We start from the raw sequence: 19,363 nt of genomic DNA on the forward strand, positions 1-19,363 counted from the left end.
ATGAAGAAAAAGTATATAGGATACAGCATTTCTGTAATTACCGTAAAGCTTTAAGCTGATTAGCTACGGCAGTGGAGATTGTTACAAAACAGATCTATGATGACGATGAAATCTGAAGGATTTCATGCTGTTTATGACATTTATATTACATATCCTCCATTGACAGTGCCTTGTAGGATATGTTATACCCTTTGAACTCGCCAGTGGCACGCAGAAAAGCTGCTGCTTTTTGTTTCAGCACCTCTATGTCAATATTTGCGGCTTTACGTTTTACCTCGAAAAACGTAGCTTCATTGTTCAGCTCGTTCTCGGCCACAATGTCAATTTCATTTTCACCTTTGCGGTCCCACCATCCGCCAATCCGTGTATAGGCTTTACGTTCAATCAGCACGCGTCTGAAATAGCGTTCGAGCATCAGGCCACTGAATGTTTCGTAGTCACGGTTTATAATCGCTTTCATACTTTCGTAGTTATCTATTTCCAGCATATAGCTGTATTTGTAGATAAAGCGGAACCAGAATATGAAGAAGTTGTCTTCTATTGTATAGCGGACATTCTTGGTGGAACTTTTTTCAAACAAAGGCTGTTTTTTTGCTATAACCTCATACTCGTTTTCCAGTTTTGTCAGGTAGCCACCGATTTCCCTACCTACCACGCTTTCTATTTCCGAACGGGATGTCTTGCCTCTTGCTATAGCTGATAGAATTGAAAAATAAACACCGTAGTCTTTGCCAAACTCCTCAATAAGTATGGCTTTGCCTTCTCCTAAGAAAATGGAATCGGCCTTTACGATTTGATTCAGCATTTTTTCTTTGGTCGTAGCTCCAGCATCTACAAGCAATTGTACATATTTTGCCACACCTCCGGTAAATGAATATAAAGCCAACAAGTCTTCTGCTGTGTAATCGGGATTATATTCTGTCAGGATTTCCTTTAGTACGGATGGAGTAAATGGACGCACTGTCATAAAACGTGTCTGCCTGTTATATAATGGTTCTTTCTTGTCTTTGAATATCTTTGTCATCATGGAATAAATAGAACCGCAAACAATCAGGTTGATATGGGTTTTATTACTGTAAATGTCCCAGATACGTTGCATGTCGCTGTATACCGACTTGTTCACGCGGAAGAATTCCTGAAACTCATCAATGAACAGCGTTATAGGACGGTCTATGGAAAGTTTCATCAGAAATTCAAATATGTCTGTAAAATGTTCAGCCCGCCCCATTGTCGGTATTCCCAACTTATTTTCGATTTCAAGCTGATAATCCTCGCATAAGTCACTTTCAGCTTTGCGGGCAACGAAGAAATAAAGGATAGGTTCGTTCTCGTACGCTTTCCATACAAGAGATGTCTTGCCTATGCGACGACGTCCTGTCACTACTGTGAATTGTGCGTTATTCTTTGCTATCTCACGAATTTCATGCAGAGATGCTATTTCTTCTGATCTATCAAAAAATTTCATATTTTATTCTTTTTATCCCAACGTCCGAAACGACTGTTTCCGAAACGGTCATTTCGCTACTGCAAATATAGCGTTTTTTTCTGTAATTCTGTTGTTAGGCTTTATAATTCTGTAAAATATAACAAGTATAAATATTACCAGATCAATATTTTATACCCGAAAATCTTCTCTAACCTTTCGTAATCTACAGCAATCAGCAAACTTAAAAATTGATTGTTGTATCTTTGCAATGTTGAAAGAAACAATAAATAGATTATTATGTATCATAATGCTGAATTTGTTTCTTATAATTAAAGATTTTCATAGAAATTCTCTACCTTTGCATTTGGTTAGAGGCGACTCTTTCCAATGTTTATGAAAAAGAAGAAGCGTTATGCTTGTCTTGTCAATGGAAACCTGAGAAATTTCTAATTAGATACAAGGATGGCATGATGGTTCTCACGCATAGCGTGGGTTGCTATCTGTGTATCTGTATCTAAAGGTTTTCTCAGGACCTCCATTGAAGATGTCGCATATTAGCCCCACGCTTCTATGGTTTAAAATATGACATTTTAGGGCTGAATGTCACAAATTTTGTAATAATGAAAAAACACTTTTTGAAATTGGCATTTGTAATGGGACTTATTATGTCACAAGTAAATGTTTATGCACAAAAGCAAGTAGCTGAAGTCAAGTCGGGTACAGTTATTGAGCTTAAATCAATTAAAACAGTTTATGCCAGAGATGTGGAAGTGGGCGATGATGTTAAATTTACTGTTTTAAGTGATGTGAAGAGAGGTGGTGTTGTACTTATTCCTGCCGGTACTATTGCAAATGGTGTGGTTTCAGAGGCTAAAAAATCATCACTTGCTGGTACTAAAGGTAGACTTTCTGTTGATTTTAGAAGTCTGACACTTGCCGATGGAACAAATGTTCCATTGTCAGGTAATGTTCGTGTGTCTGGTAAAAATCGTACACCTTTGGCTGTAATTACAGCATTATTTGTATGGCCATGTATTTTTATACCAGGTACAAAAGCTGTTCTTCCTGAAGGATATAATGCAACTGCTACCGTTATTGCAAATACGGAGGTTCCTGTTGAATGATTAGATAATCTTAAATATAAATTATTCGTATTCATATTTTAAAATTTGGTTGCTTTCCCTTCTAGCTTAATGCTATTCTTATGTTCATTGAACATTTGTGTCTACTACGATATGTGTTGATGAAAGTTTTTCTTTTAAGTTTACTAGTAAGTCACATAAAGATCGTTTATAACTGGCATATCAGTTTTTCTGCTTACATAGTAGAAAAGCTGATTTTGTTTTTTCCTAGGATAGAGGTGTGAAATAAATCTTTTTATGCCATCTGTAAAAACATGGTTGAAATGATGAATATATCAATTTCTATCTAACTTTCTTATCCTTTACAACCAACAATCCTCTCAAACCTTTCGTAACCTGCAGCAATCTGCAAACGCGAATTTGGTTGTTGTATCTTTGCAATGTCGAAAGGAACAAGGCGGCACGGACATTAAAGCCACAGCCGGCAGGCGGAAATGAACGTAGCGGCAGTTCTGGAAGGCATGAGAGATAATAAACAAATAATGTATAACAACCAAAAAGAAAGGAAAGAAACATGATTAGGTATAAACTTTATCAGAACCGCAATTCAAACAGTAATACAAACGGTAAATGGTATGCACGCGCGGTGTGCGAGGAAACTTACGATACAGAGAAGCTGGCGGCTCACATGTCATCACACAGTTCGCCGTTCTCGGCCGGTGTTATCCACGGCGTGCTGAAAGACATGATAGCATGCATCAAGGAACTCGTGATGGACGGCAAGAACGTGAAGTTGGACGACTTGGCCATATTCTCGGCAGGTCTGAGAACATTGCCGGCAAACAGTCCCGAAGAGTTCACCGCCTCTGCCAACATCGACAGCGTTCGCCTGAGAGCACGCTCAACAGGAGTGTTCCGCTCATCAGTGCTGACACGCGAGGCAAAGACCAAGCAGTTCTCACAATATACGGTAGGCGAGGGCAGCGAAGTAGAGATGCCGTAATGCAGTAGAGTGAAGCTGCCATAATCCTTTCAAGAAGCTTACTTTCATTGTGTTAATAATGTTGACGGGCATTGGCCGCGCTGATTTAAGCAGGCCGGTGTCCGTAAATTTTTATAATACGGACAAGTGTTTATGGACATAATGAATGTATGACATTTGTTACAGGTGATGAATGTTTGGGCTTTGCCTGTTTTTGTTATAGTTGTGATGGGTGTTTCATTTTATAACATTAAAAACTTTGTAGAATTTACTCGCGATAAAGAAAAAATCAGTAACTTTGTCTAGGTGGATTACTGCGATTATTGCTTGTAATTTATTAATTCTCAGTGTGATAAATTTATAACAATTTTCGCTAATTGCTAAATCTACAAAAAATTGTATTTCGTTGAGTCCACATTACTTAAATTGAAATTATTATGCAAGACCGTAGACTATTATATAGACAATTTCAAGAGACCTTTCCAATAGAGAGCTTGAAGGACATGACATTGGATGAATATACGAATCTTGATAAAGCAAGTTCGTTCTGTTATTGGCTAGAATTTAGAACGTATGAATTGGGTTCTATCAGAGGTGGATCTGCATACAAATTTGGAATATTCAAGTTTAATAAGGCTCCAACTGATAATAAACAAATGTATTCTCATGATGAGAGTTATTCTTGGTATAGCCGTTTGGGTAAAACTGCTGTTGAAGTATTTGCGTTAATTAAAAATACTATTATAAAAATAGTAAAGTTTGCACAACTTGGGGATTGGAGTAAAATAGAAAATTTAGAAATGGAGAAGGTGTTGGGACCACTGATTATATGGAAAATAGCATTTCTTTATTCTAATGAACGACTTTTGCCTATATACGATAAGGATGGATGGCTTGTTCCGTTGGCAGAACATTTTGGATTGTCTACTGCAAAAAAAACTTCAAGAGCGGAATTATATGAATATCTTCTGAGCCAAAAAGGTGATAAAGATTTGTATGCCTTTTATGATGAATTGCTTAAAATAATGAGCAGAAGTAAGGAAAATGTTAATTGGATACATAACGACGAATGGAATTATTCTATAGCAAAACAACCTTTAACGAATTTGAGTGATATTAGTAAAAACACAGATTTGGTAAAAAGTTTAAATGATATGGTTGTTAATAATAACGTTGCCACATTATCAGAAGCAACATCCGGCCGTAATTATTGGTGGCTGGTTGCAAATCCTAAAATATGGAGTATTGCTAATATGCAAGTCGGAACAATTCAAGATTATACTTTATATAATGATAATGGCAATCGCAGGCGTATCTTTCAGAATTTTCTTGACGCAAAGGAAGGCGATATGGTCATTGGATATGAGTCGACTCCTACAAAACAGATTGTGGCATTGGCAGAAATAGCCAAGCCAAATGATGGGAAATTAATATATATCCGCAAGACAGAGTCTTTGCCTGTTCCAATTGATTATTCAAAAATCAAGAGTATTCCAGAATTGGCAGACATGGAATATATGAAAAATCAGCAAGGATCTTTCTTTAAACTCAAAGAAGATGAATACAACATCATAATGGATATAATCCGGGAAGATAATCCTGTCAGGGTTGAGCAAAAGAATGATATTTATGATGAAGAAAGTTTTTTGAACGACGTATTTATGGATAAAAGTCAATATGCTCGTCTAAAATCATTGTTGCTAACTAAAAAGAACGTTATACTTCAAGGTGCTCCAGGTGTGGGTAAGACATTTGCCGCGAAAAGACTGGCTTATTCAATACTTGGCGAAGTTGATAAATCACATGTAGAGTTTGTACAATTTCATCAAAGTTATACTTATGAGGATTTTATCATGGGCTTTAGACCAAATGAAGAAGGCGGCTTCTATCTGAAACGTGGGATATTTTATAATTTCTGCAAAAAGGCAAAAGCAGCCCCTGACAGTAAGTATTTCTTTATTATAGACGAGATAAACCGTGGCAATTTAAGTAAGATATTTGGTGAACTCCTGATGTTAATAGAAAATGATTATCGTGGAGAGTCTATAAAACTTGCTTATAGTGATGAATTGTTTGACGTGCCACGTAATCTGTATATCATCGGTATGATGAATACGGCAGATAGAAGTCTTGCAATGATAGACTATGCCTTACGCCGCCGTTTCAGTTTCTTTGATATGATACCGGCCTTTCAGACAGAAGGCTTTAAAGCGTATCAGAAAAAGTTAGATAATAAACAGTTTGATAATATCATTGACGGCATAGTTAAATTAAATGATGTTATAAGCAAAGATGACTCTTTAGGACAAGGCTTCTGCATCGGTCATAGTTATTTCTGTAATCAGAAAGAGGTTAATATAGAATGGCTTCAGAATGTTATAGACTATGATATTCTGCCTATGCTTAAAGAATATTGGTTCGACGATATAAAGCAATATGAACAACAATCAAACATATTAAAAGCATTGCTGAAATGACAAACGATAAAGGAATTTTGATTCGTAATATATTCTATATGCTGACGTATGCTTTTCAAGAGTTGCGTAGGAATAATTACGAAAAGATTGCCGGGGAGGATTTCGACAACATATATGATTTGTTTGCTGAAATCCTTGCCTGTGGAATCTCTTATCAATTGAAACAGGGCCTTCATCGTGATTATGTTCAGTATAATGACACGCTTTCCGCGCTTAAAGGGAAGCTGGATATAAATAGTACAATACGAAATTTCATAAACCATAATAATAAACTTGGTTGTGAATTTGATGAACTTTCAGTTGATAATAAGTTTAATCAGATACTGAAAGCAACAGCCTATATATTGTTGAAGCACAAGGATGTTAAACCTGCACGTAAGGTTGCACTGAAAAAACTGATGCCTTATTTTATGGATGTCTCTGCGATAGAGGTTAAGAATATAAAATGGAATACGATGCGTTTCGACAGAAATTGCAAGACGTACAGAATGTTGATGTATATTTGTTATTTCGTAATTGATAACATGTTGCTTACAACAGAGAAAGGTGAATATATGATGAATACATTTTCTGACGAACATATGTGCCGATTGTATGAGAAGTTTATTTTAGAGTATTTTAAACGGCACCATCCAGAGACAAAAGCAAGGGCAGCGCAAATTGATTGGAACATTGACAAAGAAACCTCAACCGTTAGCATACTCCCAATTCTTCAAACAGACATCTTGCTCGAATTGAAAGGTAGAACCTTGATAATAGATGCTAAGTATTATGGCAAGACATGGCAGGAACACTATGGCAAGCGAACAGTGCATTCTCATAATCTTAACCAAGTGTTTACATACGTTATGAATTATGATTGTAAATTGACCGGAATGGTTGATGGTATGCTGTTATATGCTAAAACACAAGAAGAAGTGGTGCCTGATGGTAAGGTTAATTATAATACGGGTAATACAATTTATGTCAAGACTTTAGACTTAAATCAGAAATTTGAAGGTATTAAGGCCCAATTAGATAAACTTATAAGTTATTGTAGCACGGACTAGATTTGTGGCGTTCTTTGTGACATTTATACTACATATCATCCATTGACAGTGCCTTGTAGGATATGTCATACCCCTTGAACTCGCCAGTGGCACGCAGAAAAACTGCTGCTTTTTGTTTCAGCACCTCTATGTCAATGTTTGCGGCTTTACGTTTTACCTCGAAAAAAGTAGCTTCATTGTTCAGTTCGTTCTTGGCCACAATGTCAATTTCATTTTTTATTCCTTTTGTTTCAACTTCCGAAACAGCCGTTTCCGAAATGGTTGTTTCGCTACTGCAAATATAGCGTATTTTCCTGTAATGATGTTATTCAGCTTTATAACTTTATGAAAGTATAGCAAGTGGCGTGTCGTATTACGAGCAGGCGGACGGCTGAAATATTTATAATAGGTATTAGCTGAAAATCGAAAATTCTTAGTATGAACGTCAGTTTTTTTATGAACATTGCCATGCTTTCTTATCCTTTACAACCAACAATCCTCTTAAACCTTTCGTAACCTGCAGCAATCTGCAAACGCGAAATTGGTTGTTGTATCTTTGCAATGTCGAAAGGAACAAGGCAGCACGGACATTAAAGCCACAGCCGGCAGGCGGAAATGAATGTAGCGGCAGTTCTGGAAGGCATGAGAGATAATAAACAAATAATGTATAACAACCAAAAAGAAAGGAAAGAAACATGATTAGGTATAAACTTTATCAGAACCGCAATTCAAACAGTAACACAAACGGTAAATGGTATGCACGCGCGGTGTGCGAGGAAACTTACGACACTGAGAAGCTGGCGTCTCATATGTCATCACACAGTTCGCCGTTCTCAGCCGGTGTTATCCACGGAGTGCTGAAAGACATGATAGCATGTATCAAGGAACTCGTGATGGACGGCAAGAACGTTAAGCTGGACGACTTGGCCATATTCTCGGCAGGTCTGAGAACATTGCCGGCCAACAGTCCCGAAGAGTTCACCGCCTCTGCCAACATCGACAGCGTTCGCCTGAGAGCACGCTCAACAGGAGTGTTCCGCTCATCAGTGCTGACACGCGAGGCAAAGACCAAGCAGTTCTCACAATATACGGTAGGCGAGGGCAGCGAAGTAGAGATGCCGTAATGCAGTAGAGTGAAGCTGCCATAAACATTAAGAAGCTTACTTTCATTGTGTTAACCCAAATCTGGAGTTATGATTCTGCCTGTATTTTTGCCTTGTGTAGAGCTGATTTTCGTTTGATTTTTCGCAGGCACTTTTATAATTCATAATTAACAATTCATAATTAACAATTAGCTGGCGCTGAACTTCGTTTGCGCTTAGCACCTTGCGCCAAAAGAAACAAAAAGACGGATGGAGGCAGAAATACATAAAATAGACAAAACTATATGCGGTCTGATGATGATTTGGGTTTTGTAACGTTGACGGGCATTGGTCATGCAGATTTAAGCTGGCCGATGTCTGTCAACTTTGTTAATAAAACGGAAGCGTGTCGTGAAGTATATCTTATGACAGTCAGACATTTAGCTCCTGCCTTGGCTGCTCAGGACTGTTTGTGCACCTGAATTTTTTATCGGTGCATTGATGTTGTTTACATCTATTTTTTATAAATTTGCCAATTGAAACACAGACAATTTTTATGATAAAGTTTAAGGATATAACAGAAGACGACAAGGAACTGATACAGAGTTTTACGCTTTGGGGCGAAAGACAAAACTGCGACCTGTCGTTCTCGAACCTGATAAGCTGGCGCTTTCTTTACAACACACAGTTTGCGATAGTGGACGACTATCTGGTGTTCCGTTTCTACATGGGACATCATCTGGCCTACATGATGCCTGTGCCGCGGCCGAAGCGGCAAGAAGACGGAACGTTTAAGGTGGAGCCGTGTGACGAATGCTCGGTGAGCGTGATACGTGCAATACGCGACGACTCGATAGCAATGGGACATCCGTTCCTGATGCTTGGCGTGTGCAACTATATGCGTGACATCATTGAGGAGCATTTTCCCGACACGTTCGACATAAAGCCCGACCGCGACTTCAGCGACTATATCTACACTCGCGACAAGCTGATAAACCTTTCGGGAAAGAAACTGCAGAGCAAGCGCAACCACATAAACAAGTTTAAGAACCTTTATCCTGACTACATATACCGCGAGCTTACGCCCGACCTTATTCCGCAATGCCTCGAACTGGAACGGCAGTGGCGCCGCACGTCGAAAGACGACAACGGAGATGTGCCCGATGAGGACCTATCAGAGGAACTGCGCTCAATGACGCGGGCATTTAACCGATGGGATAGGCTGGGACTTGTGGGCGGAACAATATTTGTAGGCGACAAGCTTGTGGCCTTCACCTTCGGCTGCCCGATAAACCAGTGTACGTTTGACGTGTGCGTTGAGAAGGCCGACGTAAACTATGAAGGAGCGTTCACGATAATAAACCAGGAGTTTGTGAAGCATCTGCCCGAGCAGTATTATTATATCAACCGTGAGGAGGATATGGGCGACGAAGGACTGCGACGCGCCAAACTGTCGTATAAGCCCGACATCCTGCTTGAGAAGAACGTGATAATGGAGAAACATCCGCTGGCGGCATTTGAAGATCAGGACCGCATAAAGGAAGAAACGCGTGAGATATGGAAACAGGTGTTCAACGATCCCGACAAGTTTATCGACCTTTACTTCTCGCGTGTCTACCGCAGCGAGTATAACGTGTGCTGCCAGATAGACGGAAAGGTGGTGGCTGCGCTGCAGACATTGCCTTACACCATGATTTATGACGGACGTGAGGTGAAGACTGTATATGTAAGCGGAGTGAGCACACGGCCGGAATATCGCCGTCAGGACATAGGCAACAACCTGATGCGGCAGGCCCATTTCCGTGTATATTACAGGGAAATAGTGTTTGCTTCTCTTATTCCTGCCGAAGACTGGCTATATGAATGGTATGAGAAGTGCGGCTATGCCCGCGTGATGACATGCACGCCTCCGCCGGCAGATACCATGGCTACGTCGTTTGAAGAGTTCGACCGCATTCAGCGCGCAAAGCGTTGTGTGCTTCTGCATGATGAAGATGGCTATGAGGTTATACGCGAAGACATACGCCTGGCAGGTGATGAATATCGTCCGCAGGCCAAAAACATTCAGGCCATGTTGCGCGTGATAAACGCCAAGAAGGCTCTGGAATTGTATGCCGAACTGAATCCTGACAAAGATATGGTGCTGAGGGTTGAAGGTGATGCCGACATTCCGATGAATAATGCCTACTATGTAATAAAGAACGGAAAGGTGCGTCAGACGGATGAACCTTACGCCGATGCCTTGAAGCTGACAATAAACGGCCTGGCAGAATTTCTGTTTGATGGCGTAGGGGCGGAAATGAACCTGATGCTGAATTAAGTTAAACCCAAATCAGTCATTAGACCGCATATAGCTTTATCTATTTCGTGCATTCATGCTTTCAGTCCGTATTTTTGTTTCTATTGGCATCTTTTTGTTCGCTTTTTCTTGACATAGCCCGCTATGCCTGCGAAAAATCTAACGAAAATCCGCTCAATATAAAGCAAAAATCCCGGCTGAATACTAATGCCAGATTTGGGTTAAAAGTGAAAAGATAAAAGTGAAAAATCCATTAGCTATCTTGCTTTAATACAATGGCTAATGGATTCTTCACTTTTCACTTTTATCTTTTCACTTCTTAGAGTTTCGTTTTCAGCTCGTAAAGTTTTGTAGAGTTGCTGCCTTTGATGAGTATGCAGAAACCTTCAGGCTTGTTCTCGTCAATGGCTTGCTTAACCTCTTCAACGTTGTTGAACTTGCGGAACGGGCAGTCAGTAGATTTAAACTCATCTCCTACGAGCCACACCTGCTCGATATCTAAGGCTTTCAGCATGTCTGCAACCTTTTGATGTTCCTCGTCGCTCACTTCGCCAAGTTCCTTCATTGCGCCTATTATGGCCATCTTGTGGTCGGCCTTTATCTCTCTGAAGTTCTTCAGTGCAGCCTCCATGCTTGTCGGGTTGGCGTTGTATGCGTCGATAATCAGTTCGTTGTTTGCCGTAACCTCCAGTTCTGAGCGGTTGTTGGTAGGCACGTAGTTGGCAAGTGCATGGCATATCTGCTCTTCGGTAACATCAAAATAAAGACCTATACATGCTGCAGCGAGCATGTTGTATATGTTGTAGCTGCCAATCATGTGAGTCCTTACTTCGTTCCACTGGGCTTTGCCGTGGCGCCATCTGAAGTTGAGGAACGGGTCGCATGACAGGAACTCTCCGCATACGCTAAGTTCATCGCTGTCTGTGGTGCCGTATTTTATAAGGTTCAGTCCGCTTGAAATTTTCAGCAGATGTTCGTTGTCGTTGTGTATAAACACTTTGCCGTTGTGCTCGCGCAGATAGTCGTAGAGTTCGCCCTTGGTGCGTATCACACCATCAAACGAGCCGAAACCTTTAAGGTGAGCCTTGCCCACGTTGGTTATTATGCCGTAGTCAGGCTCGACAATGTTGACCAAAGTCTTGATTTCGCCCGGATGGTTGGCTCCCATCTCTATCACGGCAATGTCGTTTTCGGCAGTTAGGCGCAGCAGCGTCTTAGGCACGCCGATGTGGTTGTTGAAGTTGCCCAGAGTGTAGAGCACGTTATATTTTTCGGCCAATACGGTTGCCACGAGTTCCTTTGTCGTGGTCTTGCCGTTGGTGCCGGTTATTCCAATGATTTTAGTTCCAAGTTTGCGGCGGTGATAGTTGGCCAGCTGCTGCAGCGTGGTCAGACAGTCTTCGGTAAGAATATACCTGTTGTCGCCTTCAACGGCAAACTCTTTTTCGTCGATAACGGCATACGAGCAGCCCTGTTCGAGAGCCTTGGCAGCAAAGGCGTTGCCGTTGAACGATTCGCCTTTCAGCGCAAAGAAAATAGAACCTTTAGGGCAGTCGCGGCTGTCGGTGGTAACCTGCGGATGCTCGGTGAAGATTCTGTATAATTCTGATATGTCCATGTGTGATAGTTTTATTGGGTGCAAAAGTACATCAAAAAATCGTACCATGACAATTTTGCGGCCAAATAATAATCTGTTCTGCACATATTTTCTTACCTTTGTGATTCTGTTGATACAGAAAAAATTATTGATGAAACAAAAGATATATTGTTATAAATGCTAATCTGAAACTTTTTGAATAAAATGAAATACGTAAACGAAACGGTGCGCCGCCAGGACCGCCTGCTCAGCGAAGAGCGTGCCTTGCAGCTTATTAGAGACAGCGAATATGGAGTGTTGTCCATGGTCGATGCTGACGGTGGAGCCTATGGCCTGCCGCTGAATTATGTTTGGGACGGCGAACACAGTCTTTATATACATTGTGCTCCTGAAGGAAAGAAACTCAGGGCCTTGGCGCACAATCAGGATGCGTCGTTCTGCATAGTTGGCCATACTAATCTGTTGCCGTCTCGCTTCACTACCGAATATGAAAGCGTGGTTATGAAGTGTAATGCCGTAATTGTGCTTGATGATGAAGAAAAGAGGCACGCACTGCAACTGCTGATAGACAAACTGGCCCCTGAATATAAAGAAGCCGGAATTAAGGCCGCTGAAAAATCGTTTCATCGTGTAGGCATAATACGTCTTGACATAATTGAGTTCAGCGGCAAGTGTAAGGCTGTTCCGTAGGCTCATTGAGGTTTAAACCCAAATCAGGCGTCTTGGATATAAATATATTTTCCGACTTGTTTTTATTCTTTATAAAAAACGTCAAAAATATAAAGAGTCTCAATATTTATGAGTATTTTTGCCATCTGTTGAGATTAATTTTATTCTTTAATTTATATTGTGAAAAGCTTTATTCCATATATATTGAACGTTAACGGGCAACTGATTGATTTGTCAGAGCCTTGTGTTATGGGCATTCTCAATGCCACTCCCGATTCTTTTTATGCCGGCAGCCGTAAGCAGACTGAAGCTGAGATTGCTGCAAGGGCCGACCAGATAATGGCCGAAGGCGGCAAGATTATCGACGTAGGAGCTTTCTCTACGCGCCCCGGTGCGGCTCATGTTACTGAGGAAGAAGAAATGGAACGCATGCGCATGGCATTGAAAGCCGTAAGAAGCGTGCAGCCCGATGCCCCCGTTTCAGTCGACACATTCAGGCCCGAAGTGGCCCGTATGGCCGTTGAAGAGTTTGGGGCTGGCATAATAAATGATGTATCTGAAGGCAACGTCAACGGTGCTTTCGGCGGCAGCGAGGCTTATACGGCAGGCGATGAGGTCGGCGAAGGCGGATGTGAGTGTCCCGAGATGTTCAGGATGGTGGCCCGTCTTGGCGTGCCTTACATACTCATGTCGGTCAAGCCCGACATAATGAGCATGATGAAGGCCTTTGCTCATGAAGTGCAGACGCTCCATTCTCTTGGTGTTAAGGACGTGATTCTCGACCCTGGCTTCGGCTTTGGCAAGACGCTTGAGCAGAACTATGAACTGCTTGCCTCTTTGGGAAAGTTGCGCGAGTTTAATCTTCCGCTGCTTGTCGGCGTGTCGCGCAAGTCGATGATTGCGCGCCTGCTCGGCACTGATGCCGATCATTCGCTCAACGGCACATCGGTTGTCAACACCATTGCCATGATTAATTCGGGTGCGTCAATTCTGAGAGTACACGACGTAAAGCCGTGTGTTGAGGCTGTTACTATTGTAAAAGAAGTATTTAAGTATGTTTGAATTTGGCATAAAAGATTTTGTCGATATATTTTGCGTGGCCCTGATGCTGTATTACATTTACAGACTGATGAAGGAGTCGCGCTCGCTCAACGTGTTTATCGGCATCATGGTGTTCATCGTTGTCTGGCTGTTTGTAAGTCAGATTCTTGAGATGCGCCTGCTCGGAAGCATTATGGACAAGCTGGTAAGCGTGGGTGTCATTGCCATAATAATATTGTTTCAGGAAGAAATACGCAAGTTCTTGTATAATCTTGGTGCACACCGTCGCGTGAACGGAATAATAAGGCTCTTTGTTTCGGGCGATAATAAGGATAAGGTTGACATGGAGTCGATAATGCCTGTCGTGATGGCTTGCATGAACATGGGCAAGGCGCGCATCGGAGCGCTCATTGTCATCGAGCGAATATCGTCGCTCGACGATATCGTTGAAACCGGCGATATCATCGACGCAAACATAAACCAGCGACTTATAGAGAACATCTTCTTCAAGAATTCGCCTCTGCACGACGGTGCGATGGTCATATCAAAGAAGCGTATCAGGGCTGCGGGATGTATCCTTCCCGTGAGCCACAGCATAGATATCCCGAAGGAACTCGGACTGCGCCACCGTGCTGCAATGGGCATATCGCAGGACAGCGATGCCATAGCCATTGTCGTGTCAGAAGAGACCGGGCGCATTTCTGTGGCCATAAAGGGACAGTTCCACCTGCGTTTGTCGGCCGAACAGCTTGAGAGCATACTTACACGTGAACTTGACTTCTGATGCATGACGTCATGGCATGGATGCCGGAAAGGCACAAGCCATGACGTCATGATTCATTTAACTACAGCCGTAATCAGTATTCAGCAGGCTGTAGTTTTATGTTGATTGTATTTCCGCTTTTTATTTTCTTGGTCATAGTGGACTGTTAATGGAAATACAAACAATATTACAATAGAAAACAAGAAGACGGCAGAATACACCGATATGTTTATATAACATTTAGAACATATCCTGCCAGCTGATTTTGCTTTGTTTTATTTTATTCCTTTTATCTTGTTGATGCCGACGGCTTTCTTCGTGTTTCACATTGAAACTGATATCATTCCCATATATTCTTCATGTTCTTTTTGATTCTATTCCGGTGACAAATTGCTTTTGTTTCAATAATATGTATCACAAAAAGTATAAAATATTGCTTGTTTAGTTAATAAAAGTAATTTTTATCTTGAAAACAATTAAAAAATGAAATTGTAACGCTTTTTTAATGCCTCGTATTTTTATTTCTGAAAATAAAGAACTATATTTGTGAAGTCTCAATTTATAGTTTGTTATCATGATAGATTTTAAAAATTTCTCAGCTATTCAGACTTGTCTCGACGAGTATATGTCGCTTGCAGGCAAGAATGAAATTAACGACATGGAAGCCAACCGTGAGTTGGCCCGTGCCGGTTTGTTAGACGATTCTCTTCCAAATCCTGGCAAGCCATTAAGAATGCTGCTCGCCGGTTTGAGAGATGCTAATCTTTTGCCTCAGAATATTAGGCAGATATACGGAACATGGGTTATCCGGCTGTCTACGACGATAGCCAAATGTCCGCTTGTCAACCAGTTTCAGTATTGCTGAAAGTCAGCAGCTACAGGCTTGCCGGAAAAGATTAAATAACTGATTTTCAATGCACCTCATGGCATGTAAAAAGGCTGTGGAGTGCATTGAATTTATATGTGCCTTATGGCTGTTTCGGTTTAACGGTTGTTTACTTTACACGCTTATTGGCGTTAAATAATGCTAATGACATTCAACTTTAGCGCAACTTATCCGTCTTATACGTAAATTTGCAACAAATTATAACCTAAAAATAAACGAAAATTTATGATGAAGAAGAATTTATTGATTGTATCATTGGTTGCAGGATGCTTCATGGTGAGCAGCTGCGTAAGTAAAAAGGACTTGGAAAACTGCCAGCTTGAGAACAAGGAACTGACAAATAAATATCAGGAAACACAAGGCAAACTCTCTGACGCTAACTCTGAACTTGCTGCAAGCAAGGTGCGCGTTACAAGTCTTGAGGAGCAGCTTGCTCAGACTAAGAGCGCATATGAGGCACTGCAGAGCTCGCTCGACAAGAGTCTTACTGCAAGCAACCAGACAACTGTGAACATCTCTAAGCTGGTTGACCAGATCAACGAGTCAAACCAGTACATCCGTCACCTCGTTGAGGTTAAGAGCAAGAGCGACTCTCTGAACCTTATCCTCACAAACAACCTTACACGCTCGCTCAGCAAGGAAGAGCTGAAAGAGGTTGACGTTCAGGTGCTCAAGGGTGTTGTTTACATCTCTCTTGCCGACAACATGCTCTACAAGAGCGGAAGCTACGAGATCAACGACCGTGCAGCCGAGACTCTGAGCAAGATTGCAAAGATTATCAAGGACTATAAGGACTACGATGTGCTCATCGAGGGTAACACCGACAACGTGCCTGTAAACACATCTTCAGCTGCGATGAAGAACATCCGCAACAACTGGGATTTGTCTTGTCTCCGTGCATCAAGCGTTGTTCAGGCTCTTATCAATCAGTATGGCGTAGAGCCGAAGCGTCTAACTGCTGGTGGACGTGGCGAGTTCAACCCTGTTACATCTAACGATACTGAGGTTGGCAAGCAGCGCAACCGCCGCACTCAGATTATCATCACTCCGAAACTCGACCAGTTCATGGACCTTATCGACAAGGCTCCCGAGAGTGCTGAATAATCAGAACATTAGAACTTAGATAATATAATCATAAGGTCGGACATACGGCAGGCGCCGTTTGTCCGGCCTTTTTCTTTTTTTATATTCTTCTCATAAATGCCCTAGGCTTTCTGCCTTTTGTCTTTTTCCTATAGTATTTGTTTTTGCTTTTGGGGGATTGCTGTGCTGTATGCTTACATGTCTCTGCATCATCTCAATATGTTTTCATGTTATTTTGTGCTCTTGCTGCCGTTTTCATGTTAAGTTTCTCATTTCTTTCCTTGCCGTTTATTGCTTGCGTTGGACTATGTGGTGCGGATGTTGCTCAAAACTCATTGGTTTTCATTCAAAAAAGCGGCCGTTTTTGCTTCAAAAGTGGCCCGTTTTCGGGGTGAAAACAATAGGTTAATGATTTAAAACTTATTCATGCGGTTTTACTTTCACTATTTGCGCTTTTGACGTTTGGTTTTGCCTGGTTGAAATAAAACAGGAGCAGTTTCCTTACACTTTTTCGTGCTTTTCTTTTTGATGCTTTGTCTTGTCCTTGTCGTTATGCTTTTTCGTGCTTCTGTTCAGATATCCGTTATTGTTCTGCCGGCCTGCGCACGCGTAGACAAAAGATACTGTCAACGCTGCGCAGGCCGGTAGCCTTTTTCTTCAGTATTATCTGTTCATCACCTTCCAGGTCTTTCCGTCCTGTACGATAATCATTATTCCTTTATAGTCTTTTGGCGAAGCTATTCTCTGTCCGTCAGCGGTGTATGCCTTGTATGGCTTTTGCATGTCCGGCGTGCAGTCAGCCGTAGTGCCGTCTATTCCCGTTGTCGTCCTTTTGCCTGTTATCGTTATTCTTTTTATTTCCCATGTTCCTGCCTCCGAGTCGTTGCTCTTGTAGTGGAACACTATGCTGATTTTCTTTCCGGCATAGCTGTTTAGCGATATCTCGCCCGAGTCGATAAACGTCCAGTTGTTGCCTGCCGGCCATGTTATTCCGTCGAGTGTGTTTGTCGTTCCGTCGCATATTACTTCTACGCTGAATGTGCTTTCGGGCGACTTGCAGAAGTTTATTGCATGGTTAAATGTCAGTGTTGCCTCGCTGAATCCTGTAAGGTCTATTTCAGGAGAAGTCAGCGTTGCTTCTGCCGCGTATGCCCTGTTGTTGGCATATCCGGTGCCTTTCCATCCATATTTCGTGTCTCTTGTCCACACCTCAAATCCGCTGTATGGCTCGCTTATGTTCTTTGCCGTGAAGCTGCCGGTTTCTGATGTGAATGTTGCCTGATATATTGTTTCTTCCGTAGGAACGTCCGGATTGTCTGTATAGTCAGATGTCGTTACGGTGTTTTCCGGGTCGAAGGCATAGTCTATGCTGTCGCCCCATATATATTCCATGAGGTTGGGGAAGTCCACAAACGGATTGCGGTTGCCCTGAATCTTGTACACTTCGTTGTTGCGCTCCACTTCAGTCTGGTCAACGCCGTCGGTCTTGGCCCACTCTATATATAAGGTGTATGCCCATTCGCGCAGGGTGGGGTAGTCTCCTTGCTGAAGTATCTGCAGGGCCTGCGTGCCCGACCATGTAAAGTCCTGGTATGCCGTAGCCATATACATATATCCTCGCGCAAAGTCGCCTTTCCATTTGTCTGCCGGCTCCCACAGCTTATATCCGTTGCTGCCCGTGCCCACCTTGGTGCATCCGTTGTCGGTGCTGGCGTTGTTAACCTTTCCCATCGGGTAGTTCGATTTTGCCGAGTTTATCTTCTGTTCCGACGGCATCAGGTTATACAGGTCTTTGTATGCCTGATTCTCGCTTCCGCCCCACCAGCTTTTCGGGAAAGAGTGCTCTATGTTCATGCCGCTTACAGCCTGACCTTTGTTGCCGAAGTATCTTTTGTCGTTGCTGTAGCGGTCAACCACCTGTCCGTCGTCCAGGCGGTCTGTCGTGTAGAAGCCTTCCCATGTGCGTCCTGAGCCTGAGCCGTATTTTAGCACAGTGGCATTCTTTATTATGTTATGCACTGCCGTTTTCAGTTCGGCTCCCTTCTTGCCTTTCAGCGAACTGTAATAGTTTTGCGGAATCTGTGCTATTGCGGCTGTTGCCGTCAGCATGGCCGTTGTTATGGCCGCGATAAAAAATTTTCTCATGTCTTTCTTAATGCAGGTTTTTAAATTTAGACAAATCTTCTGTTTGTAAATACTTGTATTATGAATTTTGCAAATGTATCGAAATATTTTTTAATCATACAACCTTTTCCTCTATTTTTATTCATTATTCTAAATATGTCGTCTCGTATTCGCCCGTGTTTCCGTTTGCTTTTTCGTCATCATGTAAAGCTGTGTCAACGAAAAGCAGACGGCTATACTCTCAAAATAAAATAATAAGGCGCCTGAGAGCGTCTGTCCGGTTGCGGAATTTAACGCGTCTGCATCCTAATGGCAGATTGGCTGCATCATACACTTTTATATTATTTTTATGATTCCTCCTTTTCGTGGCAATGCTCTTAATGGTTTTTATTCCTGTCCTTTTGGAAAAGTTTGTCTTTCATGCCATTTTCTCGGTCAGAATGGGATTTTAAATCATATATACAATATTTTACTTTTGTCCTGTCCGATTTTTTGCATGAATGTGTTGTTTGTGTTTTCGCTTTTTGTCAATCTTCATGCTTTATGATTTCAGTTTTACCTTTAAATTCTGCCATCGGTCTTTGAATTTTGCCATTAGCATATGATTTTCATCCTTTCCGTCCTGTCTTATGTCCTGTTCCTGTGTCACAAGTCAGCTTATTTCTTTTGTAAAATATAATAATGTAAATGGTGTAAAATCCGCACTTAATATGTGAACGTCTGTTAAAATCGGTCTAAAATTAAAACTTTTTTCAGAAAACATTTGGCGGTTTGGTGAAAACCCCGTACTTTTGCATCCGCTTTTGAGAGCTGACGCTCCCTGA

General features: G+C 41.7%; 14 protein-coding genes and 1 pseudogene. 11 read left to right on the forward strand and 4 right to left on the reverse strand.

What is annotated here, in order from left to right; genetic code table 11:
- Positions 1 to 145 precede the first annotated feature (145 nt).
- Positions 146 to 1,465 (reverse strand): ATP-binding protein, encoded by a 1,320-nt coding sequence (locus ACU52_RS10985; RefSeq protein ID WP_053398810.1) that lies wholly within the window; start codon positions 1,463 to 1,465, stop codon positions 146 to 148.
- A gap of 581 nt (positions 1,466 to 2,046) precedes the next feature.
- Here ACU52_RS10985 and ACU52_RS10990 point away from each other — a divergent pair.
- The 4 genes from ACU52_RS10990 to mcrC all read left to right on the forward strand — a co-directional run bounded on the left by ACU52_RS10990 (position 2,047) and on the right by mcrC (position 7,016).
- Positions 2,047 to 2,550 carry a hypothetical protein gene (locus ACU52_RS10990; RefSeq protein ID WP_053398811.1) on the forward strand — a complete coding sequence of 168 codons (504 nt, stop codon included), beginning with the start codon at positions 2,047 to 2,049 and terminating at the stop codon, positions 2,548 to 2,550.
- 532 nt (positions 2,551 to 3,082) lie between these two features.
- Positions 3,083 to 3,511: an HU family DNA-binding protein gene (locus tag ACU52_RS10995; RefSeq protein ID WP_021854535.1), complete on the forward strand. Its 429-nt coding sequence runs from the start codon at positions 3,083 to 3,085 to the stop codon at positions 3,509 to 3,511.
- Positions 3,512 to 3,927: 416 nt separating this feature from the next.
- Entirely contained in the window at positions 3,928 to 5,967 is a 2,040-nt protein-coding gene (locus ACU52_RS11000; RefSeq protein ID WP_053398812.1) for an AAA family ATPase, read from the forward strand.
- A complete protein-coding gene (gene mcrC / locus ACU52_RS11005) occupies positions 5,964 to 7,016 on the forward strand; it encodes a 5-methylcytosine-specific restriction endonuclease system specificity protein McrC (RefSeq protein ID WP_053398813.1) in 1,053 nt (350 codons plus the stop codon). The genes ACU52_RS11000 and mcrC overlap by 4 nt, the downstream gene beginning before the upstream one ends.
- 28 nt (positions 7,017 to 7,044) lie before the next feature.
- On the opposite strand, the pseudogene ACU52_RS15155 reads toward mcrC, so the two are convergent.
- A pseudogene (locus ACU52_RS15155) lies at positions 7,045 to 7,233 on the reverse strand (ATPase); the annotation flags it as partial.
- 457 nt (positions 7,234 to 7,690) lie between these two features.
- On the opposite strand from ACU52_RS15155, the gene ACU52_RS11010 reads away from it, so the two are divergent.
- Positions 7,691 to 8,119 carry an HU family DNA-binding protein gene (locus ACU52_RS11010; protein ID WP_053398814.1) on the forward strand — a complete coding sequence of 143 codons (429 nt, stop codon included), beginning with the start codon at positions 7,691 to 7,693 and terminating at the stop codon, positions 8,117 to 8,119.
- Positions 8,120 to 8,633: 514 nt separating this feature from the next.
- On the forward strand, positions 8,634 to 10,397 hold the full coding sequence (locus ACU52_RS11015) for a GNAT family N-acetyltransferase (protein WP_053398815.1): 1,764 nt from the start codon (positions 8,634 to 8,636) through the stop codon (positions 10,395 to 10,397).
- 298 nt (positions 10,398 to 10,695) lie between these two features.
- On the opposite strand, the gene ACU52_RS11020 is transcribed toward ACU52_RS11015, so the two are convergent.
- Complete coding sequence (locus ACU52_RS11020) at positions 10,696 to 11,994, reverse strand: UDP-N-acetylmuramoyl-tripeptide--D-alanyl-D-alanine ligase (RefSeq protein ID WP_053398816.1); 1,299 nt, start codon at positions 11,992 to 11,994, stop codon at positions 10,696 to 10,698.
- Between the two features lie 183 nt (positions 11,995 to 12,177).
- On the opposite strand from ACU52_RS11020, the gene ACU52_RS11025 reads away from it, so the two are divergent.
- The 5 genes from ACU52_RS11025 (at position 12,178) to ACU52_RS11045 (ending at position 16,436) form a co-directional block, all read left to right on the forward strand.
- Entirely contained in the window at positions 12,178 to 12,663 is a 486-nt protein-coding gene (locus ACU52_RS11025) for a pyridoxamine 5'-phosphate oxidase family protein (RefSeq protein ID WP_053398817.1), read from the forward strand.
- A gap of 228 nt (positions 12,664 to 12,891) precedes the next feature.
- Positions 12,892 to 13,704, forward strand: a complete 813-nt coding sequence (locus tag ACU52_RS11030) for a dihydropteroate synthase (RefSeq protein WP_082335259.1) — start codon at positions 12,892 to 12,894, stop codon at positions 13,702 to 13,704.
- Positions 13,697 to 14,467 (forward strand): diadenylate cyclase CdaA, encoded by a 771-nt coding sequence (cdaA, locus tag ACU52_RS11035; protein WP_021854541.1) that lies wholly within the window; start codon positions 13,697 to 13,699, stop codon positions 14,465 to 14,467. Before ACU52_RS11030 ends, cdaA begins: the two co-directional genes overlap by 8 nt.
- 553 nt (positions 14,468 to 15,020) lie before the next feature.
- The gene (locus tag ACU52_RS11040) at positions 15,021 to 15,311 is read left to right on the forward strand and encodes a hypothetical protein (RefSeq protein WP_021854542.1); all 291 of its coding nucleotides are present in this window, start codon (positions 15,021 to 15,023) and stop codon (positions 15,309 to 15,311) included.
- Between the two features lie 249 nt (positions 15,312 to 15,560).
- Complete coding sequence (locus ACU52_RS11045) at positions 15,561 to 16,436, forward strand: OmpA family protein (protein WP_021854543.1); 876 nt, start codon at positions 15,561 to 15,563, stop codon at positions 16,434 to 16,436.
- 642 nt (positions 16,437 to 17,078) lie between these two features.
- Here the strand turns inward: ACU52_RS11045 and ACU52_RS11050 are convergent.
- Positions 17,079 to 18,560 (reverse strand): endonuclease, encoded by a 1,482-nt coding sequence (locus tag ACU52_RS11050; RefSeq protein WP_053398818.1) that lies wholly within the window; start codon positions 18,558 to 18,560, stop codon positions 17,079 to 17,081.
- Between the last annotated feature and the right edge of the window lie 803 nt (positions 18,561 to 19,363).

It is taken from the genome of Xylanibacter rarus, from assembly GCF_001275135.1.
Classification (GTDB): domain Bacteria; phylum Bacteroidota; class Bacteroidia; order Bacteroidales; family Bacteroidaceae; genus Prevotella; species Prevotella rara.

Coding starts and splice junctions, on each gene's coding strand:
- ACU52_RS10985 (WP_053398810.1), bottom strand. CDS start 1,465: ATGAAATTTTTTGATAGATCAGAAGAAATAGCATCTCTGCATGAAATT.
- ACU52_RS10990 (WP_053398811.1), top strand. CDS start 2,047: ATGAAAAAACACTTTTTGAAATTGGCATTTGTAATGGGACTTATTATG.
- ACU52_RS10995 (WP_021854535.1), top strand. CDS start 3,083: ATGATTAGGTATAAACTTTATCAGAACCGCAATTCAAACAGTAATACA.
- ACU52_RS11000 (WP_053398812.1), top strand. CDS start 3,928: ATGCAAGACCGTAGACTATTATATAGACAATTTCAAGAGACCTTTCCA.
- mcrC (WP_053398813.1), top strand. CDS start 5,964: ATGACAAACGATAAAGGAATTTTGATTCGTAATATATTCTATATGCTG.
- ACU52_RS11010 (WP_053398814.1), top strand. CDS start 7,691: ATGATTAGGTATAAACTTTATCAGAACCGCAATTCAAACAGTAACACA.
- ACU52_RS11015 (WP_053398815.1), top strand. CDS start 8,634: ATGATAAAGTTTAAGGATATAACAGAAGACGACAAGGAACTGATACAG.
- ACU52_RS11020 (WP_053398816.1), bottom strand. CDS start 11,994: ATGGACATATCAGAATTATACAGAATCTTCACCGAGCATCCGCAGGTT.
- ACU52_RS11025 (WP_053398817.1), top strand. CDS start 12,178: ATGAAATACGTAAACGAAACGGTGCGCCGCCAGGACCGCCTGCTCAGC.
- ACU52_RS11030 (WP_082335259.1), top strand. CDS start 12,892: ATGGGCATTCTCAATGCCACTCCCGATTCTTTTTATGCCGGCAGCCGT.
- cdaA (WP_021854541.1), top strand. CDS start 13,697: ATGTTTGAATTTGGCATAAAAGATTTTGTCGATATATTTTGCGTGGCC.
- ACU52_RS11040 (WP_021854542.1), top strand. CDS start 15,021: ATGATAGATTTTAAAAATTTCTCAGCTATTCAGACTTGTCTCGACGAG.
- ACU52_RS11045 (WP_021854543.1), top strand. CDS start 15,561: ATGAAGAAGAATTTATTGATTGTATCATTGGTTGCAGGATGCTTCATG.
- ACU52_RS11050 (WP_053398818.1), bottom strand. CDS start 18,560: ATGAGAAAATTTTTTATCGCGGCCATAACAACGGCCATGCTGACGGCA.